The sequence below is a fragment of the Paracoccus sp. DMF-8 genome (assembly GCF_029309835.1).
GTDB lineage: Bacteria > Pseudomonadota > Alphaproteobacteria > Rhodobacterales > Rhodobacteraceae > Paracoccus.
Map to the genome: position 1 here is coordinate 286,566 of NZ_JARJHL010000017.1, position 19,340 is coordinate 305,905.

General features: G+C 64.5%; 18 protein-coding genes and 1 pseudogene. 5 read left to right on the top strand and 14 right to left on the bottom strand.

Annotated features, from left to right (window positions below):
• Window positions 1-33 precede the first annotated feature (33 nt).
• From PE067_RS19435 to mbhE, 8 genes are all read right to left on the bottom strand, one after another.
• The gene (locus tag PE067_RS19435; protein WP_276191388.1) at window positions 34-1,533 is read right to left on the bottom strand and encodes an SLC13 family permease; all 1,500 of its coding nucleotides are present in this window, start codon (window positions 1,531-1,533) and stop codon (window positions 34-36) included.
• Window positions 1,534-1,939: 406 nt separating this feature from the next.
• Window positions 1,940-2,233: a monovalent cation/H(+) antiporter subunit G gene (gene mnhG / locus PE067_RS19440; RefSeq protein WP_276191389.1), complete on the bottom strand. Its 294-nt coding sequence runs from the start codon at window positions 2,231-2,233 to the stop codon at window positions 1,940-1,942.
• Window positions 2,226-2,522 (bottom strand): monovalent cation/H+ antiporter complex subunit F, encoded by a 297-nt coding sequence (locus PE067_RS19445; RefSeq protein WP_276191390.1) that lies wholly within the window; start codon window positions 2,520-2,522, stop codon window positions 2,226-2,228. Before PE067_RS19445 ends, mnhG begins: the two co-directional genes overlap by 8 nt.
• Window positions 2,522-3,001 carry a Na+/H+ antiporter subunit E gene (locus PE067_RS19450; RefSeq protein WP_276191391.1) on the bottom strand — a complete coding sequence of 160 codons (480 nt, stop codon included), beginning with the start codon at window positions 2,999-3,001 and terminating at the stop codon, window positions 2,522-2,524. The genes PE067_RS19445 and PE067_RS19450 overlap by 1 nt, the downstream gene beginning before the upstream one ends.
• Window positions 2,998-4,512 carry a Na+/H+ antiporter subunit D gene (locus PE067_RS19455; RefSeq protein ID WP_276191392.1) on the bottom strand — a complete coding sequence of 505 codons (1,515 nt, stop codon included), beginning with the start codon at window positions 4,510-4,512 and terminating at the stop codon, window positions 2,998-3,000. The genes PE067_RS19450 and PE067_RS19455 overlap by 4 nt, the downstream gene beginning before the upstream one ends.
• The gene (locus tag PE067_RS19460) at window positions 4,509-4,871 is read right to left on the bottom strand and encodes a Na+/H+ antiporter subunit C (protein WP_276191393.1); all 363 of its coding nucleotides are present in this window, start codon (window positions 4,869-4,871) and stop codon (window positions 4,509-4,511) included. The genes PE067_RS19455 and PE067_RS19460 overlap by 4 nt, the downstream gene beginning before the upstream one ends.
• Entirely contained in the window at window positions 4,871-5,272 is a 402-nt protein-coding gene (locus tag PE067_RS19465) for an MnhB domain-containing protein (protein WP_276191394.1), read from the bottom strand. The genes PE067_RS19460 and PE067_RS19465 overlap by 1 nt, the downstream gene beginning before the upstream one ends.
• Window positions 5,269-7,515 carry a hydrogen gas-evolving membrane-bound hydrogenase subunit E gene (gene mbhE, locus PE067_RS19470; protein ID WP_276191395.1) on the bottom strand — a complete coding sequence of 749 codons (2,247 nt, stop codon included), beginning with the start codon at window positions 7,513-7,515 and terminating at the stop codon, window positions 5,269-5,271. The genes PE067_RS19465 and mbhE overlap by 4 nt, the downstream gene beginning before the upstream one ends.
• Window positions 7,516-7,646: 131 nt before the next feature.
• On the opposite strand from mbhE, the gene PE067_RS19475 reads away from it, so the two are divergent.
• Entirely contained in the window at window positions 7,647-8,549 is a 903-nt protein-coding gene (locus PE067_RS19475) for a hydrogen peroxide-inducible genes activator (protein ID WP_276191397.1), read from the top strand.
• A gap of 364 nt (window positions 8,550-8,913) precedes the next feature.
• Here the strand turns inward: PE067_RS19475 and PE067_RS19480 are convergent, their stop codons facing one another.
• Together PE067_RS19480 and PE067_RS19485 are read right to left on the bottom strand one after the other, a co-directional pair.
• Window positions 8,914-9,792, bottom strand: a complete 879-nt coding sequence (locus tag PE067_RS19480; protein ID WP_276191605.1) for a bifunctional allantoicase/(S)-ureidoglycine aminohydrolase — start codon at window positions 9,790-9,792, stop codon at window positions 8,914-8,916.
• 22 nt (window positions 9,793-9,814) lie between these two features.
• Complete coding sequence (locus tag PE067_RS19485) at window positions 9,815-11,146, bottom strand: C4-dicarboxylate transporter DctA (protein ID WP_276191398.1); 1,332 nt, start codon at window positions 11,144-11,146, stop codon at window positions 9,815-9,817.
• 117 nt (window positions 11,147-11,263) lie between these two features.
• Here PE067_RS19485 and PE067_RS19490 point away from each other — a divergent pair, with 117 nt between their 5' ends.
• From PE067_RS19490 to PE067_RS19500, 3 genes are all read left to right on the top strand, one after another.
• On the top strand, window positions 11,264-12,163 hold the full coding sequence (locus PE067_RS19490) for a LysR substrate-binding domain-containing protein (RefSeq protein ID WP_276191399.1): 900 nt from the start codon (window positions 11,264-11,266) through the stop codon (window positions 12,161-12,163).
• Window positions 12,164-12,294: 131 nt separating this feature from the next.
• The gene (locus PE067_RS19495) at window positions 12,295-12,522 is read left to right on the top strand and encodes a hypothetical protein (RefSeq protein WP_276191400.1); all 228 of its coding nucleotides are present in this window, start codon (window positions 12,295-12,297) and stop codon (window positions 12,520-12,522) included.
• A gap of 8 nt (window positions 12,523-12,530) precedes the next feature.
• Window positions 12,531-13,607 carry an alpha/beta hydrolase gene (locus tag PE067_RS19500; protein ID WP_276191401.1) on the top strand — a complete coding sequence of 359 codons (1,077 nt, stop codon included), beginning with the start codon at window positions 12,531-12,533 and terminating at the stop codon, window positions 13,605-13,607.
• A 160-nt stretch (window positions 13,608-13,767) separates the two neighbouring features.
• On the opposite strand, the gene PE067_RS19505 is transcribed toward PE067_RS19500, so the two are convergent.
• Complete coding sequence (locus PE067_RS19505) at window positions 13,768-15,303, bottom strand: Na/Pi symporter (protein ID WP_276191402.1); 1,536 nt, start codon at window positions 15,301-15,303, stop codon at window positions 13,768-13,770.
• Between the two features lie 44 nt (window positions 15,304-15,347).
• On the bottom strand, window positions 15,348-15,584 hold the full coding sequence (locus PE067_RS19510; RefSeq protein WP_276191404.1) for a hypothetical protein: 237 nt from the start codon (window positions 15,582-15,584) through the stop codon (window positions 15,348-15,350).
• A 553-nt stretch (window positions 15,585-16,137) separates the two neighbouring features.
• Between PE067_RS19510 and PE067_RS19515 the strand changes: the two are divergent.
• Window positions 16,138-16,857: pseudogene (locus tag PE067_RS19515) on the top strand (IS5 family transposase).
• 484 nt (window positions 16,858-17,341) lie between these two features.
• On the opposite strand, the gene PE067_RS19520 reads toward PE067_RS19515, so the two are convergent.
• Together PE067_RS19520 and PE067_RS19525 are read right to left on the bottom strand one after the other, a co-directional pair.
• On the bottom strand, window positions 17,342-18,667 hold the full coding sequence (locus tag PE067_RS19520) for a TRAP transporter large permease subunit (protein ID WP_276191405.1): 1,326 nt from the start codon (window positions 18,665-18,667) through the stop codon (window positions 17,342-17,344).
• The gene (locus PE067_RS19525) at window positions 18,664-19,296 is read right to left on the bottom strand and encodes a TRAP transporter small permease (protein WP_276191407.1); all 633 of its coding nucleotides are present in this window, start codon (window positions 19,294-19,296) and stop codon (window positions 18,664-18,666) included. Before PE067_RS19525 ends, PE067_RS19520 begins: the two co-directional genes overlap by 4 nt.
• Between the last annotated feature and the right edge of the window lie 44 nt (window positions 19,297-19,340).

Genomic DNA, 19,340 nt, shown 5'->3' on the forward strand with positions numbered 1-19,340 from the left:
CTGGCGGGAATAAATGAATTCGCGATTATGAATTCATTTTAGATGGGTGCTGTCAAGTTTGAAACGGATCGGCAGGCGCTGCTGTCGAAGTCGTGAATTCGGGGAACCGCGACGGGATGGGGCCGCGGTTCCCCTGCCGGCACGGGCCGTCAGCCGGGAATGACCACGAAGATCACCCACAGGACAAAGGGCGCGACCAGGGTCACCAGCGCGCCGTAGCCAAGCAGTTGGCGATAGAACGCCTGCTTGTCGATGCCTTTGGAATTGGCCAGCACCAGCGCCCCGCTGGTCGAAAACGGGCTGGACATCCACGATGGTCGAGGCAACCGCCATACCGGCGATGAAGCCGATGGGACCGACGCCCGTGCCCGCCTGCAGGAACGGCACGGCCAGCGGGATCAAGGCCCTAAGCAGCGCGGTGGACGAGGCAAAGGCCGACACGATGCCGCCGATATAGAACAGCAGCAATGCCGCCAGCAGCGGCGAGGTCATCGAGGCCACGCTGCTGCCGATGAAGTCGATGGTGCCCATCTTTTCCAGCACGGCGATATAGGTGCCGACGCCGGTGATCAGCATGATTTCCGGCCGTGCGACCTCGGCCATGGCGCGCTTTTGCAGGTTCGGCTGGCTGAGCGCGATGACAAGCCCGACGGTCAGCGAGACGAAGCCGATGTCCAGATTGAAGGCCAGAACCAGAATGGCGACCAGCGCCAGACCAAAGACGGTCAGCATCTGAATGAAACTGCCATCAGGCTGGTCGCCCTCGGGCAGCTTGGCCACCAGCCCGTTGGAATCGCCGCCGCCTTCGCGGCCGATGCGGGTGCTGAGTGCCTCGGCCTCGCTGTCGCCAAAGATCTGGGGGCCGGTCGCGGCACGCGCGATTTCGATATGCGGAACCTTCGGCGCATCGCCAAGGTCAACCCGCGCATGGATCAGCTTGCGCCCGCCCAGCACAAAAAACAGGATCAGGACGCAGAACCCATTGGCGAAAAAGCTGGCGGCGAACGTCACCATTTCGTTCAGCGGCAGCCCCGCCCGCGCGACGACGCCATTGGTGATGCCACCAAAGATGCCGATGGGTGAAAAGGCGCCGGCCGATGCGCCCTGCGCGACCATCATCCCCATCAGCAACGGAGAGATGTGATAGCGGAACGCAAAGCTCAGCGCGATGGGCGCGACAATCGCGACGGCACCGGGCGTCACGGCCCCGATCGCGGTCAACAGCGCCGCGATGAAGAACATGATCCATGGGATCATCACGATCCGGCCACGAACCCCGCGCACGGCGGACCGGACCAGCCAGTCGATGGTGCCATTGTTCTGCGCCAGCGCGAACAGCCAGGTGATGCCCGCCAGCGTCAGGAACAAGCCACTGGGAAATCCGGCAATGATTTCCTTGGTGGTATCCCCGGCCAGCAATGTCCCGACCAGAAACGCGCCGACAAAGGCAAGAACGCCGATATTGATCGGCAAAGCGGTTGCAACGACGAACATCGCAACCAACAGACATATCGCAATCAAGTGATGCGTCATGCGCGGCCTCCCTTCCTTGCGATGATGCCCCCGGATGAGTCCGGGGATCGTGATTATGAATGTAATTATGAATTATAAATTGGCATAGAATTTTCTTGCGATGAACGACTCTTGTCGCATGCAGCCGGTTGCATGCGGTATTTTTACGTTAAATCAAAATATTGCTTTGGATTTTTCGCACGCGGTCAGACCTGCTCCGACGCATTACCCGATGAATGCCTCGTGCCCAAGCCGACCTGTCAATGCCCTGAAAACGACCGAAGGCAGCGGTGCCCCTTTCGACAGCAGGCGATTCTTTCCAAGGGGCGCGCCGTCATTAAAATATGGTTTTGGATCGTTCCGGCTGGTCTGGTGAACCGCGCAAGACCAGACCGAACCCGCGCGTCCCGCCCCGGACAGTCCCCGTTTACCGCCGTTTGCCGCCCTTGCCCCGCCAGGCTGCGGCGCGGCCCAGCAGATGGGCGCCGATGGGCGCGGTCAGAAAGATGAACCCGATCGCGAACACCGCCCGCGTCACCGCGCCCAGATGTCCGATGTCGATGGCCGCCGCGATCAGCGCCAGCGCCCCCGCGAAAGAGCCGACCTTGGACGAGGCATGCATCCGCGTCAGCACATCGGGAAAGCGCAGCACGCCCACCGCCGCGACCAATGCAAAGCCGCCTGCCAGCAGCGCGAGGATGGCGGTCACGATCTCAATCATCACGGTCGCTCCTGCGGTCAAGGCGTTCGGCATAGCGCGCCAGCGCCACGACGGACACAAAGCTGACCAGCGCCAGCGCGACGGCAATGTCCAGATAGCCCTCGACCTGCGCCTTGACGGCGAACAGCCCACAAAATCCGATGATGGCCGAGGTCATCATATCCAGCGCCACGACCCGGTCGGCCAGCGTCGGACCGCGCCACAGCCGGATCATGCCAAGCGCGATCGACAGGGCGATCAGCCCAAGACCGGTGTTCAGCGCATATTCAAGAAAGGCTGCGGGTGTCATCAGTGAAAAACCTTCTCGACACGATATTCCATGCCGGATTTCAGATCGGCGACCAGCGCGTCTTCGTCCTGGGCATAGATCGAATGGATCAGCAGATGGGTTTTGTCATCGGCCACGTCCAGCGTCAGCGTGCCGGGGGTCAGAGTGATCAGATTGGCCAGCACGAAGATTTCCAGATCGCTTTTCGGGCCGATGGGCATTTTCACGATGGCAGGGTGCAGCGCGGGCCGGGCTGCGATGCAGTCGCGGGCGACCAGCAGGCAGGATTTGACCAGTTCCTTGACGAAATAGACAAACAGGATCAGCACCTGCGGCAGGGTGCGGAAATAGCGCGCCTGACCCGCGCCAAGCGTGGCGCGCGCAAACCACAGCGCCGCAAAGCCGAAAACGAACCCGCCCAGCAGATCCAGCGGCGAAAACGCCCCCCAGAGCGCGGCCCAGACCAGCGCCAGCAGGATATTGACGGCGAACAGGGTCATGGCGCCCCCTTTCCGGCTGTCGCGCCCAGAACCGTCTGCACATAGTCGGTCGGGTCCAGCAACTGTTCTGCTGCGGTCGTGGCAAAGCGGACGAAAGGCTCCGGGAACAGGCCGATCACAACGGTCATCAGCGCCAACGCGGCAATCGGGGCCAGCAGCAGGGCACGGGGCCGGGCCGGGATGGTGGTCAGCGCGGGCAGGCGTCCGTCGGGATGGGGTTTCCAGAAGGCCTCGGCCCAGATCTTGGTCATGGAAAAGATCGTCAGCAGCCCGGTCAGCAGCGCGACAAAGGCGACCAGCCCCATGTCCAGATCCAGCGCAGCCTTGACCAGCACATATTTCGCCCAGAACCCCGACAGGGGCGGAAAGCCCGCCAGCGAAAAGGCCGGGATCAGGAACAGCACCGCCAGCAGCGGCGCCGACAGATACAGCCCGCCGATGGCATAGAGGTCGGACCGCCCCGTCAAGCGGCGCGAGACGCCCGCGATCAGAAACAGGTTCGCTTTGACGATGATATGATGGACCAGATAGAACACCCCGCCCATCAGCGCCAGCTGCGTCATCAGCGCAAGGCCAAGGATCATATAGCCGATCTGGCTGATGATGTGGAACGACAGGATCTTGCGGAAATCCGATTGCGCCGCCGCGCCCAGAACCCCGGTCAGCATGGTCACGCAAGCGCTCCACAACAGGATCTGATGGGTCCAGCCCTGATCGCCGACAAAGATCAGGGTGAACACGCGGATCAGCGCATAGACCCCCACCTTGGTCAGCAGTCCGGCAAAGACCGCCGACACCGCGTAATGCGGGGTGTGGTAGGATGCGGGCAGCCAGAAGAACAGCGGAAAGACCGCGGCCTTCAGCCCGAAGCCGATCATCAGCATCATGGCGATCACGCTCATCAGCCCCTGATCGGGATGGGCGGCGACCGCGCCCCGCAGGTCCGCCATGTTCAGCGTCCCCGTCGCACCATACAGCAGGCCCGCCGCGCACAGGAACATCACCGTCGATATCAGGTTGAGCGTGACATATTTCACCGCCCCGTCGATGGCTTTCCTGCGCCCGCCGATGACCAGCAGGCCGAAAGACGAAATCAGCAGCACCTCGAACCAGACGTAGAGGTTGAAGATGTCTCCGGTCAGAAAGGCGCCGGTGACGCCCGCGATGAGGGTCTGGAACAGCCCGTGCCAGCCCATCCGGGTCGAGGTCTGGCCGACTTCGGCCATGGCCCAGATGGCGGTGGCAAGGCTGATGATCGCGGCGATCAGCACCATCGCCGCGCTGAGGTAATCGGCGGCCAGCGCGATGCCGAAGGGCGCGGGCCAGCCGCTCATCTGCGTGGCGATGGTGCCGCGATCCAGCACCGCCAGCAGCAGCCGGATGGCAAGGATCAGCGACAGCGCCGATCCGGCGACCGAAATCCAGCCGGAACCGCGCCGGTTGCGCAGCAGAAAGGCCAGCGCCGCCGTGGCGAAAGGCGCGATGATCGGCAGGGCAAGGGTCCAGCTCATTCGCCATCCCCTTCCGGTTCGGCGCGGCGCATCCGGTCGATCTCCAGATGGCCAAAGCTGCGATAGGCGCGGATGGTCAGGGCCAGCGCAAAGGCAAACAGGCCAAAGCCGATGACGATGGCGGTCAGCAGCAGGGCCTGAGGCAGGGAATTCGCCATCTCATGCGCGGGCAGCGTGCCGCCCGGCTCCAGCAGGGGCGGGGCGCCTGTGGTCAGGCGACCGGCGGCGAAAATCGCCAGATTGACCGCATTCGACAGCAGCAAAAGCCCGAACAGAAAGCGCAGCAGATTGCCCGACAGCATCAGCCACAGGGCAGCAGACGTCAGCACGCCCGACAGGATGGCCAGAACGGTTTCCATCACGACACCTCTTCCAGCGCAAAGATCAGGGTCAGGATGCCGCCGACCACGGCCAGATAGACGCCGATATCGAACAGCAGGACGCTGGACAGGTGGTAACCCGCCACCTCGCCCCAGATCCCCGCAAAGGGGGCAAGGCCAAAGGGCATGGCCATCAGCCCCGCGACCACCGCGCAGATCAGGCCGGACACGCCGATGGTGCGGGGGTCGATGCGCAGGGCGCGCCGCGCCTCGGCCACGCCGCTGGCGAATGCGTGGATGGTAAAACCGCAGGCCGCGATCAGCCCGCCGATGAAACCGCCCCCCGGCGCATTATGGCCGCGCAGCAGGACATAGAGCGAAAAGACGATGAACAGCGGGATCAGCAGCCGCGCGCCGGTGGACAGGATCGGCGATTTCATTTCCGCACCCCTCCGCCCCGGCGTTTCAGCACGGCATAGGCCCCGACCGAGGCCAGCAGCACCACCGCCAGCTCGCCGAATGTGTCAAAGGCGCGGAAATCGACCAGAATGACGTTCACGATGTTCAGCCCATGGGCCAGCGCGTAGGAGCCGGATTCGAAATAATCGGTGATATGGCGATCCAGCGGGTGGCTGGTGATGGCAAGGATGATCAGCGTCATGCACAGCCCGACCGCACCCGCCAGCACCGCATGGGCCAGTTGGCGCGGGCGGCTGCGCCGCTCGACGATGCCCGGCAGGCGCAGCATGGCGATGCCGAACAGCACGGCGGACAGGGTTTCGACCATCAATTGCGTCGTCGCGACATCGGGCGCGCCAAAGGTGATGAAGATCAGCGCCACCCCGATCCCCACCGTCCCGATCCCGGCGATATTGGCGATGCGCGAATGCGGCGTCAGCGCCAGCGCCATGCCCGCGACGGTAAAGCCCGCGATGATCCACAGCAGCACCGGCGCCGACAGGTCCAGCGCGATCAGCGGGCGTTTCACGAACAGCGTCGCGCCCAGAACCAGCGCCAGCGTCACGAAGGTCGCGGTCAGATAGCGGCCAAGCCGGCCATTCTGGATCAGCCGGGTCTGCCATCCGGCAAAGGCACGGAAGCCGTCCAGAAAGCCGTCCCAACCGGGATCGAAACCGGGCAGGCGCTCCAGCCCGGCAGCGATGATCCGGCGCAATGCCGCGCGGCCCAGATAAAGCGCCGTGCCAAGCGCGAAGGTCGCAAGGCTGAGGATCAGGGGCAGGTTCACCCCCGCCCACAGATGCAGCCCCGCCGCGCGCGGCTGGTCCAGACTGCCGGTCAGCGTCGCGCCGATCAGCGGCTGCAACAGCCCCGCGCCCAGTCCCAGCACCAGCCCCAGACCGCCCAGCACCAGCGGACCCGCCAGCATCTGCCAGCCCGCTTCGTGCGGGTGATGCGGTGTCGCACCCGGCGCCCCCCAGAAGGGCCGCAGCGCGACGATCCCCGCCACCGCGAACATCAGCGCATTCGCCAGCACCACGCCCGCCGAGACCAGCGCGGCGGGCGCCAGCGTCTCCGCCCCGGCATACAGCAATTCCTTGCCGATCCAGCCGATCATCGGCGGCAGCCCCGCCATCGAGGCCCCGGCCAGCGCCGCCGCCAGCGCGGTCAGCGGCATGGCGCGGCGCAGCCCGCCAAGCAGCGCCACATCGCGGGTGCCGCAGCCGTGGTCGATCGCGCCGACCACCATGAACAGCGCGGCCTTATACAGCGCATGGACGACGACAAAGGTCACCGCCGCCGTCAGCGCATAGGGCGACCCTCCGGCCAGAAACAGCGTGATCGTGCCAAGCGCCATCAGCGTCGTATAGGCCAGCGCGGTTTTCAGATCGCTCTGCCGCAGCGCAAGCACCGAGGCGATGACGGCGGTGACCAGCCCCGCCGCGGTCAGCGTCACGCTCCATGCCGCCGTGTCGCCCAGCACCGGATGCAGCCGCGCCAGCAGATAGACCCCGGCCTTCACCATCGTCGCGGAATGCAGATAGGCCGATACCGGGGTCGGCGCGGCCATGGCATTCGGCAGCCAGAAATGGAACGGGAACTGCGCCGATTTGGTAAAGGCCCCCAGCAGGACCAGCACGAGGATCGGCAGATACAGCGCATGGTCCTGCAACCCCGGCCCGCGCAGGATCTGGGCCAGATCAAAGCTGCCCGCCGCCGTCCCGATCAGGATGAAGCCTGCCAGCGCGGCCAGCCCCCCTGCCCCGGTGACCAGCATCGCCTGCAAGGCGTTGCGCCGGGCAATGGCGTCGTCATTGTTGAACCCGATCAGCAGGTAAGAGGTGACCGAGGTCAGTTCCCAGAACACGAACAGCGTGATCAGGTCGCGCGCCAGCACAAGGCCCAGCATCGACAGCATGAACAGGAACAGGAACAGCACGAACCGCCCGAATTGCGGGTGATCGCCCATGTATCCCGTCGCATAGAGAAAGATCAGCGCCCCGATCCCGGAAATCAGCAGGGCAAAGATCAGCGACAGCCCGTCGATCAGAAAGGCCAGCGAAATCCCCAGTGACGGCGCCCATGCCCAGTCCAGAGCCAGCGCCTGCCCCGCCACGACCTGCGGCAGGGCGCTCGCGAACCAGATCGCGAACATCAGCGCCGCCAGCGCCGCGACATATCCCGAAATCCGGCCAGACAGGGGCGCGGCATTCTGTGCGGTCATCGGCTCTCCTGCTGAGGCGAATGGGGTGTGGCCGGGTGTCTTGCAGGTCTACACAGCCGCTTATTCGAATGGAAATAGATAATTATATTGCCGCTTATAGCCGATGGCTATAAGCTGCCCGGATGCCGACCTTGCAGCAGCTTCGATATCTGGTCGCGATTGCCGACACGCTCAGCTTCAGCCAGGCGGCAGAGATCTGCCGGGTGGCGCAGCCGACGCTGAGCATCCAGTTGAAGGAACTGGAATCCAGACTGGGCGCGCGGCTGGTCGAACGCACCCGCGCCCGCGTCTCGGTCACGCCGACCGGGCACGAGGTCGCGCGGCGCGCCCGCGCCATGCTGGCCAGCCTTGACGACATTCGCGAAATCGCGCTGCGCAACGACCCGCAGGCCCCTCAGGCGCTGCTGCAGATCGGCGTCGTCCAGACCGTCGGCGCCTATGTGCTGTCGATCACCATGCCCGCCCTGCGCGCGGCTTTTCCCAATATGAAATTTCAGGTCCGCGAAGAGCGCGGCGATACCCTGCTGCGCCAGTTGGGCGATGGGGTGCATGACCTGATCCTGCTGCCCGACCGGACGAACCGCCGGGATCTGGAATGCCATCACCTGCTGCGCGAGCCCCTGATGGTGGTGATGCCGGTCGATCACCCGCTGGCGCGGCTCGACAGCATCGCGCCCAAACAGCTTGCCGGGGAAACCGTGCTGGCCATGGAATGCGGCCACCGCCTGCAGGACCAGATCATCGGCCTGTGCCGCGATGCGGGCGCACATCACGCCAGCGACTACCAGGGCACGACGCTGGACACCCTGCGCCAGATGGTCGCCATCGGCATGGGTATATCCCTGCTGCCCGCGCTTTATGTCCGGTCCGAGGTGCTGCGCGAACAGCTGGTCACCGCCCGCCCGATGACCCATCACACCCCGGTCCGCGATATCTGCCTGATCTGGCGACAGGATGCGGCGCGCGGATCGACCTATGCCGCGATCGCCGACAGCCTGCGCGGATCGCTGCAACCGTGGCATGTGGCGGGATAGGCCTGCCGGTCACGCCGTCTTGCCATGGCGGTAGCCGATGCCGGGCGGCGTTTCGATGATGCACGGCTCATGGCGGCGACGCGCGATCTATCGGTGCAGCGCCCCGGTCCTGAGGCTGATCCGGCGCGGTTTGGGCGTGCTGTTGCGCCCGGTCCTGAGGTTGGCGGGCGCGGTGCGATCCGTCACAGCCGGCACGGCCGACAGCGCAAGTCGCACCCGCGCGGCGCTGACAAACCCTGAGGTTGCCGCCCCGTCTGCCGCGATGTTTCGCGCGGCCCGGCCTGTCAGCAGGATCGCGGCGGCCACGCGCCGCTATCGGGAAGCGGGAAAGGCCGCGTCATCGCGGCCATTCCCGTTGGCGGCGCTATCTGTTCGGCCAAAGCGGCGCGTGGCGGTTCACGTCCTTATACAGCAGATAGCGGAACGGTCCCGGCCCGCCAGCATAGCAAGCCTGCGGGCAAAAGGCGCGCAGCCACATGTAGTCGCCGGGGCCGACCTCGACCCAGTCACGATTCAGGCGATAGACCGCCTTGCCCTGCAGGACGAACAGCCCGTGTTCCATGACATGGGTTTCGGCAAAGGGGATCGAGCCGCCGGGTTGCAGCGTCACGACCGTGATATGCATGTCATGGCGCAGGTCCTCGGGGTCCATGAAGCGCGTCGTGCCCCATGCCCCACCCGTGTCCGGCATCATCGCGGGCGCAATATCCTGTTCCCGCGCGATGATCGGATCGGGTTTTCCGACGCCGTTGCAGGGCTGCCAGCGCTTGCGCCACCAGTGGAAACCGGAATGGCCCTGCGCCTTGTTGTGCAGGCTCCACGATGCGCCGGGCGGGATATAGGCAAAGCCGCCGGGCGTCAGCAGATGTTCGGCGCCGTCGATGGTGATGCGGATTTCGCCGCCGGTGACGAAAATCGCGTGCTGGACGCCGGGGTCGTCATCGGGGCTGTCGCTGCCGCCGCCCTCGGCCAGTTCGACGATATACTGGCTGAAGGTTTCCGCAAATCCCGACAGGGGCCGCGCGATCATCCACATCCGCATCCCCACCCATCCGGGCAGATAGCTGGTGACGATATCGCGCATCACGGATCGCGGAATGACCGCATAGGCATCGGTAAAGACGGCATTGTCGGTGGTCAGCCCCGTCTGAGGGGGCAGACCGGCGACAGGCCCGGCATAGGATGCGGCGGGCGTCTTGATCCGGGCAGTGGCGCGGGTGCTTTCGGCGATATCGCCTGTCATGGCGCCTGCGGCGGGCTGATGATCATCCATGGCTCACCTGCGTGTTCGATGCGCTCAGCGGCTGGTCCTCTTCCAGAATGTCCAGGCTGTCCATCTGTTCGCCCTCCAGCACGCGGCGCGCGCGGTCGCGGTCGATATCGCCCACCCAGGATGCGACGGCGATGGTGGCCACGCAATTGCCCGGGTAGTTGCCAAGGGCGCGCGCGATCCCCATGAACCAGTCCACCGACAGCACCAGCACCAGCCCGATGGCCGGGATCGCGGGCACGGCGGTCAGGGTCGCGGCCAGAATGACGATGGCCGAACCCGGCACGCCATGCGCCCCTTTCGACGTGATCAGCGCGACGCCCAGAATGGTCATCAGATCGACAAAGGCCAGATCGGTATTCGTCGCCTGCGCAATGAACAGCGCGGCCAGCGTCAGATAGATCGAGAAAGCGTCCAGGTTGAACGAATATCCGGTTGGCACGACCAGGCCCACCGTCGAATCCTTGATGCCCAGATGTTCCAGCTTGCGCATGGTCTGGGGCAGCACGCTGTCGCTGCTGGTGGTGCCGGCGACGATGCCGACCTCGGTGCGCATGTAGCGGATCAGCTTGATGATGCTGAACCCCGACAGCCGCATCACCAGCCCAAGGATGCCAAAGACGAAGATGATCACCGCGATATAGAACAGCGCGACCAGATAGCCAAGCTGCGCCAGTGAACCAACGCCGTAGCTGCCGACCGTATAGGCGATGGCGCCAAAGACGCCAAAGGGCGCCAGACGGACGATGAAGCCCATGATGCGGAATGTCGTGTCGCCCGCCAGTTCGATCATCGACAGCAGCGGCTTGCCGCGCGGCCCCAGCATGGACAGCGCGCAGCCGAACAGGATCGCGACCAGCAGGACCTGCAAAACGTCGCCCGTGGCAAAGCCGCTGAACACGGTCGTCGGGATCAGCTTCATCAGGAAATCGACGGTGCCGCCGCTGCTGACCTCATGCGCGCGGTCGACATAGGCGCCAAGCGCGGATGCGTCCAGCGTGCTGGTGTCGATGTTCATGCCCGCACCGGGCTGAAAGACATAGGCCAGGATCAGGCCCAGAACCAGCGCGACGGTGGTGATGACCTCGAAATAGACGATGGCGCGGACGCCGACGCGGCCGACCTTCTTGATGTCGCCCGCCCCGGCGATGCCGTGGACGACGACGCAAAAGACGATGGCGGGGATCAGCATCTTGATCAGCTTGATGAACCCGTCGCCCAGAGGCTTCATCTTGGCGGCGAATTCCGGCGCGGCAAGACCGACCACCACCCCCAGCACCAGCGCGGCGCAGACCTGCCCGAACAAGGATCTTGTCCAACTTGGCATTGCAATACTCCCTGAAAGCGCGGCGTTTTGCGCCGCTGATTTTTCGTGGCGGGAACTGTTGGCCAGATCACCATCTGAGTCTAATATCGTTTTTCATGTGATCTATATGGTTTTTATATGCGTATCCGACAGCTCCACTGCTTTGTCGTCCTGGCCGAAGAGCTGAATTTTACCCGCGCGGCGCAGCGGCTGAACATGTCGCAGCCGCCGCTGAGCCTGCAGATCCAGTCACTGGAGCGGGCGCTTGGCGTCGAATTGTTCCAGCGCAGCAGCCGCCGCATCACCCTGACCCGCGCCGGAGAGGTCTTTGAACGCGGCGCCCGCCGCATCCTCGCGCAGCATGATCTGGTCATGCAGGAACTGCAGGAAATCCGCATGGGGCAGCATGGCGTCCTGAACATCGGCACCACCGGGTCGATCCTGCGCGCCGGACTGGCGGTGCTGCTGGCGAAATTCTGCGACGAATTTCCGCGCATCACCGTCCATCTGCATGAACAGGCCCCCGAATTGCAGATCAACGGGCTGGTCAGCGGACGGATGGACGTGATCTTCAACCGCTCGGCCCCCGGCCACGAGGATCTGGCCTGCGATCTGGCGTGGCAGGAAGACATGGTCGTGCTTTTGCCCGACGATCATCCGCTTTGCGACCGGGCGCAGGTCGCGCTTGATGACCTGAAGGATCAGCGCCACATCGTCCTGCGCCCCGACAGTTCCGATTTCGCGGCCCTGATCATGTCGCTGATCACCCGCAGCGGCGGGCGGCCCAGGGTGTCGCAGCAGGTGGTCGATGCCCAATCCATCCCCAGCCTTGTCGCGGCGGGCTTCGGGATCAGCATCCTGCCCGCGGGGATCGCGACCCTGACCTCGGGGCCGCTGGCCTTTCGTCCGATTGCCCCCGACGGCCCGGTTTCGGATATTTTCACGATCTATCACCGCAGCCATGACAACCCCGCCCTGACGGTCTTTCTGGACGCGATCCGCCGGTTCGTCAGCCAGGGCGCGGTGGGCGCGGGCTGAACCTTGGGGCCGGGGTCAAGGTCACCCCATGCCAAGGTCCCGCCCCTGCCCCGCCCCACGCTGATGCTGTTCGCGACAGGCGTGCCCGGCAACTCTCTGGCGAAAGTGTCGCGCTGCGGATGATGCTTGTCATGCTGCCGCTTCCGGTGCTTTCTGGCGCGATGACACCACGCGAATCCCTGCCCGAGATGATCCAGACACCGACGCTTGCCGTCCCCCGTGACATCACGCCGTCGCGGGGCGCCCTGTTCCGGGGCGCGGGCCTTGGCATCCTGCGGCCCCAATTTCCGGCGCTGGCCGCCATCGGGGCCGAACTGTTCCCGCCGGCCCCGCAACACTTTTCCAAATTCCCGAGATAGAGGCCCCCATGCGCCGCAACGGTTTTCTTCTGGTCATGATGCTGACCCTTGCCGCCTGTTCCGGACGCCCCGGCCCGGAACTGCTGGCGCCCATGCCCGCTCACCGCGTCGAGGGCGCCAGAAGCGTCACGGTCCATGTCGTGACGACGCGGGCCGATGCCCCGGACATGCCCTTTGCCTTCGGCAGGGGCCGCGCCGGTGCGCCGCAATATGCGGAATTCGACATTTCCATTCCGCCGGGCCACCAGCCCGGCCAGATCGAATGGCCGGAACAAACCGCCGATCCCGCAAAAAGCTTTGTGACGGTCGGGCAAAGACGCATGGGCGGGCAGGAACTCGCGCGCGGGGTCGCGGGCGAACATGTCGGCCTTTATGTCCACGGCTACAATACCTCGTTCCAGGAGGCGCTGTATCGGCTGGCGCAGCTTTCGGCGGATGCGCATCTGGCCGGAACGCCGGTGCTGTTTTCATGGCCGTCCGAGGCCCATGTCGCCGCCTATATGGCCGACCGCGACGGCGCCGATTATTCCCGCAGCGCGCTGGCAAATCTGTTGCAGCAGCTGACCGCCGGTGCGAAACCCGGCGATACCGTGTCGGTGCTGGCCCATAGCATGGGCGCCCGCCTGATGATGGAGGCGCTGCGCGAGTTGAACATGACCGGGCGCGGCGCTGTCATCGACCGGCTGGACATCATTCTGGCCGCCCTCGATATCGACGTCGACCTGTTCCACGAACAGCTTGCCGCCCTGCGCCCGATGAAGCGGCCGATCACGGTGCTGGTGTCCTCGGACGACAGGGCGCTCAAGGTCTCGTCGCGGCTGGCGGCGGGGCGCCCCCGGCTTGGCCTTGCCGATGTCCACGACCCCGAAATCCAGCAGGGCGCGCAGCAGGCGGGCATCACCATCGTCGATATCACCGCCCTGCCCAAGGGCGATTCCGCCCATAGCCGCTATGTCGGCCTGATCAGCGCGGGCGGGCTGGCGGCAGAGGGCAACCCCTTCAGGCTGGTCCGACAGGCCGGGGCCTTTGTCTTCAATCAGGTCGGCGCGACCTTTGGCGGCATCGGCAGCGTGCTGGAAGATTAGGCGGCTCTGGCGCGATCAGCGCCGGGGACGCGGGGCCGTGCCGGCCGTGGACAGGTGCGAAACCGTTATCCCGCCTCGGCTGGCTTGGGGCCGGGTGGTGCATCGGGGGCGGCCACCAGTTCCTCGCGTTCCAGCCAGGGCATCAGGATGGTCTGGATCTTCAGCGCCAGCACGACGATGTCCCACAGGGTCTTGGAATAGGGCCAGCGCGGATTCCGCCTCGGCAAAGCCGCATTCGCCGCGCGTCATTCCGGCCAGCAGCCGCGACTTGATCTGCTCGCAGGCGTGGCGGCTGTCCGCGACCCTGTCGGCAAAACCATGCCGGGTTTCGGCGGGCCATGGCATCTGCAACCCCTCTTGTGCGATGGCGATCTGCGCGGCAAAGGCCGGTTCGGCCAGCGACAGGATCCCCGCTGCGGGAGCGGCCCGGCATCTCTTTGATATGGCGGGAAAGTTCGTCCAGATAGATCAACACGCGGATCCCGTCCGACATCGCCTGAACCTGTTCGGGTGGCAGGGGCTGGCGACCCAGTTCAGCCAGCTCCCGCCGCAACTGCCCGCCCAGATCGGCCAAATTGGACTGGGCATCCTCGGCCAGGGGCGCATCGGCGATCCGGCTGCGGGCCAGATGGAAATGCGCGCGCAGGATGCGGGAAAATTCCAGCGCGACGGCACGCAGGGCCAGATCGGGCAGGTCGCGCAGCGTGGCGTCGACATAATGCAGGCTCGTGCCTTGCCGGTCGGCCTTGCGAAAGCGGCTTTCCAGAAAGCGGACGACGCCGGGGTTCAGCGGCACCATCACGGCGGCGCCGATCAGGATATAGCTGGTATGAAACAGCGCCAGCCCCGGCACCAGATGCGCAGCCCCGCCGACCAGCCAAAGGCACAGCGGCGTCAGGACGGGCAGCAGGACAATCGCGATCGCCCCGGCGATCAGGTTGAAACCGACATGGCCGGCCGCGACCTGCTTGGCCGCGCTGGTCGCGCCGATGGCCGCGAACACCGCGGTCGAGGTCGTGCCGACGCTGGCCCCCACGATCAGCGCCGCCGCCTGCTGAAAGACCAGCGCCCCGCCCGCCGCAGCCCCCAGCACGATCGCAATCGTCGCGCTGGAGGATTGCGTCAGCAGCGTCATCGCCATGCCGATGGCGAAAAAGGCCAGCGATTCCCACCGGCTGCCCGACAACATTCCGGTCAGCCCCAGAATCTGCGGCGTCAGATCGGCGAAAGCCGCCTGCAAGTTGCCGATCCCCAGAAAAAAGGCGCCGAAACCGGCAATCGCCGCGCCCGCGCCGGCGGCACGTTCGCGCCCGCGCAGGATCAGGCGCAGGATCATGCCGACCCCCAGAAGCGGCAGGGCCAGCGCGCCGATGCTGAACCTCGTCCCCATCAGCGCGACGATCCAGCCGGTCATCGTATTGCCAAGGCTGGTGCCGTAGATCACCCAGATCAGATGACCGAACCCGACCAGCCCGGCATTGGCGAAACCGATGCTGGCGACGATCACCGCGCTCGAACTTTGGACCAGCGCGGTGATCCCCGTGCCGACCGCAAAGGCGCGCAGCCGCGACCGGGTCGCGCTGTCCAGCCCGCTGCGCAGCGCGGGCCCCGCCGCCTGCGTCAGCCCGGCGGTCATCATCTGCATGCCCAGCAGAAACAGACCGATCCCGCCAAGCAGGCTTGCCCAGATGTCCACGTGCATCCCCTATGCCCCCGCCACCGGTGCAGAACTGTCCCGGATCATCCTATCCGACAAAACCCGCGATGATCAGGCAGGTTCGGGATGCCAATGAAAAAACCGCAGACCAGCGGCACGATGACGAATACCCGCTGTGCCGCGCCATAATTGCGGCCCATGGCGGGAACAACAGCCAGAAGATTCCGCCCGACCGGGATAGAGACCGGCTGATGGATCTGCAGACTCGTCAGCACCGCGACCAGCAGCAGCCCGGGCGACCGGCCCGACATCGGCGTCATCGCGCCCCGGCCATGACCGCCACGCCATCGGCGGCAAAGTGGCGGCAAGGTTGAAACCCGGAACAGGCTGCCGTTCGAAAGTCGTCACGCTGAAATTCCATTGCGGGGGCAAGGTGCGCAGCAAGGGCATCCGCCCTGCCATATCATGTTGCGCTGCCTTGTGTCCGACCGGGCGGCACGGGTCAAGCGACCCGCCCTGTCTCCAATCCCGTCTTCAATTCCCGGCGCTGGAATGAAAGCCGCTGCGACATAAAGGCATGCAGCAGGAAATCCAGCCGCCCAATTCCCCCGTGAGCCGTTCCAAAACCGCCTCGCGCTGATCGTGGACTACCGGCAATCCGTGGCGTGCCGGAACCTTGACGGCATGATGCGAATCGCGGGCAGGCCGTGCCCTGTTCACCCCGCCCGCGACCGATGGCACGGCAAAGGCGGCATGAAAGGTTTTTCGCCCGGCATTAGGCTCAGGACCCATTGATTTCCGACTGGCGGCGTGATTCACGGTTCGAAAAGCGAGCGGTGACCATGTCTGATCTTTTGGTTGACGGACGCGCAGATGGCGCGTCTTGAGCCTTTCTTCCCAAGTCCCACGGCAAGCCTCGCGTCGATGATCGACGCGTGTTAAGCGGGATTATCTTCATCAATCGCAATGGCTTACGGTGGCGCGATGCCCCGGCAGCCTATGGCCCGCACAAGACACTATACAACCGTTGGAAGCGGTGGAGCGACAAGGGCATCTTTGCCCAAATGATGGCGGGTCTGGCGGCTGGGCACGGCGAAGAGAAGACCGTGATGATCGACGCCACTTACCTGAAGGCCCACCGCACCGCGACCAGCATGGGCGTGAAAAGGGGGCGTGGGCGCCTGATTGGTCGCACCAAGGGCGGCATGAACACCAAGTTGCACGCCATCTGCGACAGCCGTGGCGCCCCTCAACCTGTTCGTCACTGCCGGACAGGTCAGCGATTACATCGGCGCGCGGGCATTGCTGAGCAGCCTGCCGGATGTCGATTGGCTGCTCGGGGATCGCGGCTATGACGCCGACTGGTTCAGAGAAGCGTTGAAAGACAAAGGGATACGCGCCTGCATCCCAGGCCAGAAGCAGCGGAAGAAAACCGTCAAGTACGACAAGCGCCGGTACAAACGGCGCAACCGGATCGAGATCATGTTCGGCAGGCTCAAGGATTGGCGGCGTGTGGCGACCCGGTACGACCGTTGCCCCAAGGTATTCTTGTCAGCAATCGCACTTGCTGCCCTCGTCATCTACTGGCTTTGAAACTCAATGAGTCCAGACCCTAGGCGCGGTGCGCGGGATCGGTCGCTCCCCCACGGGAGCGTGGATAGAAACATCGACGAACGAAGAAGCCGCGCCGTCCTGTCCTTCAGCCGGTCGATCAGGATCGGGCGGGTCACGCCTGGGGTTTCCGCCACGGCCTTCGCCGGAAATCTCCTTCCGTTCACGGCGACTGCGCGAGCAAGGTCTGTTTTGGCGGCCGTGGCTTGTCCGGGGTTCCGCGCAGGAAATCGGGGCCCATGCTGCCGGGCTTGCCGAGATGATCGTCAGCCACGGCCTGACCGTGGCGCAGATGGCGGCGTTCATCAAGATATCAGGCGACGACATGCAGAAATCGCCGGGAAAGAAATGGATGTTTCGCGATCTCGCCACAGATCGCGATGCCGCGGCGGATCGTCAATCCGCCAATGGGAAAACGCCGGGCCAGAGGGGGCTGGCCCGGCGTCCGTGCAGGGTGCCGATGGCGCTACATCATGCCCATCATGCGCGGCAGAATCAGCGTGATTTCCGGCACATAGGTTATGATCATCAGGAACAGCAAAGCCGTCAGCAGCCATGGCATGACGGCCTTCGATACCTCGGTCAGGCCAAGTTTCGAAATCGCCGATCCGACATAGAGGTTCAGGCCCACGGGTGGCGTGGCCAGCCCGATTTCCATGTTCACGATCAGGATGATGCCGAAATGGATGGGGTCGACGCCCAGCTTGACCGCGATCGGATACAGGATCGGGGCCATGATCAGGATGATCGCCGAAGGCTCCATCACCATGCCGATGACCAGCAGCATGACGTTGACCATCAGCAAAAATCCGATCTTGCCAAAGCCAAGCGAGACGATCCAGTCCGACATCTGCTGCGGGATCTGTTCCGAGGTCAGGATGAAGGCGAACATCACCGCGTTGGTGATGATATACAACAGCATCGCCGACATCGCGGCCGAGGTCAGCAGCACGCGCGGCACGTCGCGTATCCTGATGTCCTTGTAGACAAAGACCGCGATGACAAAGGCATAGACGGCAGAGACCGCGGCGGCCTCGGTCGGCGTAAAGATGCCGCCATAGATCCCGCCCATGATGATGACGATCAGCAAGAGGCCCCAGACCGACTTGCGAAAGGCGGTAAACCGTTCGCCCCAAGCGGCGCGGGGCAGGCGCGGATAGCCGTTCTTCCATGCGCGCCAGACGGTCGTGACCGCATACATCGTGGCCAGGATCAGGCCGGGGACGACGCCCGCGATGAAGATCTGGCCGATGGACGGCGAAAAGATGGTCTCGCCATCCGGCCCGGTCGCCAGCATCCCCGAAGTCGCCACGGCATACATGACCATGACGATGGACGGCGGGATCAGGATGCCCAGACCACCGGCAGCGGCCACGGGACCGACCGCGAATTGCGGCGGATAGCCCATGCGCACCATCGCCGGGATCATGATCGAGCCGACCGCCATCACCGTCGCCGGGCTGGACCCGGAAATCGCGGCAAACAGCGCACAGGCGACGACCGCCGCCAGCCCCATGCCGCCGTGCCAATGGCCGACCATGGACGTGGCGAATGCGATCATCCGCCTGGCGACGCCGCCATGGGTCAGGAAGTTGCCGGCAAGGATAAAGAACGGGATCGCCATGATCTCGAACTTTTCGATGCCGGTGAACAGCTTCAGCGCGATGCTGTCCATCGGGATATTGGTGAAGGCGAACAGAAAGCTGAACACCGTCAGGCCCAGTGCGATCGACACCGGCATGCCGGTCGCCAGCAGCACCGTCAGAATGGCGAAAATGATCAATGCGGTCATTTCGGCGACCCTCCGGACTGGTTGGCGGGGGCGTCGTCCATGCCATCGACATGGCCATGTTCGTGATGCACGATTTCGCCGGTGGTGATGTATTTCCACAGCGCCTGAATGAACCGGAAACACATCAGCGCCGAACCAAGCGGCACGGCCAGATAGACGATCCACATCGGGATTTCCAGATCGGCCGAGGTCTGGCCGCCGACACCGACGTGATAGACGAATGTCGACCCGATCCAGACCAGAATCGCGGTGAACAGGATGCCGCCCGACATGGCGATGATCGTGGTGATCCGCTGCCATTTCGGGTTGAGCTTGTTGACCAGCATGTCGACGCCGACATGGATGCCGATCCGCACGCCGTAAGCCGCGCCGAATTTCGCCATCCAGACGAACAGATAGATACAGGCCTCCTGGGCCCAGGTCAGCTTGATCCCGTTGATCGTGGAATACAGCGACCGTGCCCAGGCCTGCAGCTCGGGCATGTCATTGGCGCGCGCGTAGCGCACCAGATCGGCGGCATAGCCGATCGAAAAGCGATGAAAGACCGCAACGAAGATCAGGATGACGGCCGCAGCCATCAGGAAAGAAATCAGGACTTCTTCGAAGCGGTCGAGGAAGCGCAGAAACATGGCGTGACCTCGCGGGTGCAAAAAGGGGACGCGGGCTGGCGCGT

What these genes read in the sequence shown, in the direction of transcription:
- PE067_RS19435 (WP_276191388.1), bottom strand. Translation starts at nt 1,533, where the DNA reads ATGACGCATCACTTGATTGCGATATGTCTGTTGGTTGCGATGTTCGTC.
- mnhG (WP_276191389.1), bottom strand. Translation starts at nt 2,233, where the DNA reads ATGATTGAGATCGTGACCGCCATCCTCGCGCTGCTGGCAGGCGGCTTT.
- PE067_RS19445 (WP_276191390.1), bottom strand. Translation starts at nt 2,522, where the DNA reads ATGACACCCGCAGCCTTTCTTGAATATGCGCTGAACACCGGTCTTGGG.
- PE067_RS19450 (WP_276191391.1), bottom strand. Translation starts at nt 3,001, where the DNA reads ATGACCCTGTTCGCCGTCAATATCCTGCTGGCGCTGGTCTGGGCCGCG.
- PE067_RS19455 (WP_276191392.1), bottom strand. Translation starts at nt 4,512, where the DNA reads ATGAGCTGGACCCTTGCCCTGCCGATCATCGCGCCTTTCGCCACGGCG.
- PE067_RS19460 (WP_276191393.1), bottom strand. Translation starts at nt 4,871, where the DNA reads ATGGAAACCGTTCTGGCCATCCTGTCGGGCGTGCTGACGTCTGCTGCC.
- PE067_RS19465 (WP_276191394.1), bottom strand. Translation starts at nt 5,272, where the DNA reads ATGAAATCGCCGATCCTGTCCACCGGCGCGCGGCTGCTGATCCCGCTG.
- mbhE (WP_276191395.1), bottom strand. Translation starts at nt 7,515, where the DNA reads ATGACCGCACAGAATGCCGCGCCCCTGTCTGGCCGGATTTCGGGATAT.
- PE067_RS19480 (WP_276191605.1), bottom strand. Translation starts at nt 9,792, where the DNA reads ATGACAGGCGATATCGCCGAAAGCACCCGCGCCACTGCCCGGATCAAG.
- PE067_RS19485 (WP_276191398.1), bottom strand. Translation starts at nt 11,146, where the DNA reads ATGCCAAGTTGGACAAGATCCTTGTTCGGGCAGGTCTGCGCCGCGCTG.
- PE067_RS19490 (WP_276191399.1), top strand. Translation starts at nt 11,264, where the DNA reads ATGCGTATCCGACAGCTCCACTGCTTTGTCGTCCTGGCCGAAGAGCTG.
- PE067_RS19495 (WP_276191400.1), top strand. Translation starts at nt 12,295, where the DNA reads ATGCTGCCGCTTCCGGTGCTTTCTGGCGCGATGACACCACGCGAATCC.
- PE067_RS19500 (WP_276191401.1), top strand. Translation starts at nt 12,531, where the DNA reads ATGCGCCGCAACGGTTTTCTTCTGGTCATGATGCTGACCCTTGCCGCC.
- PE067_RS19510 (WP_276191404.1), bottom strand. Translation starts at nt 15,584, where the DNA reads ATGACGCCGATGTCGGGCCGGTCGCCCGGGCTGCTGCTGGTCGCGGTG.
- PE067_RS19520 (WP_276191405.1), bottom strand. Translation starts at nt 18,667, where the DNA reads ATGACCGCATTGATCATTTTCGCCATTCTGACGGTGCTGCTGGCGACC.
- PE067_RS19525 (WP_276191407.1), bottom strand. Translation starts at nt 19,296, where the DNA reads ATGTTTCTGCGCTTCCTCGACCGCTTCGAAGAAGTCCTGATTTCTTTC.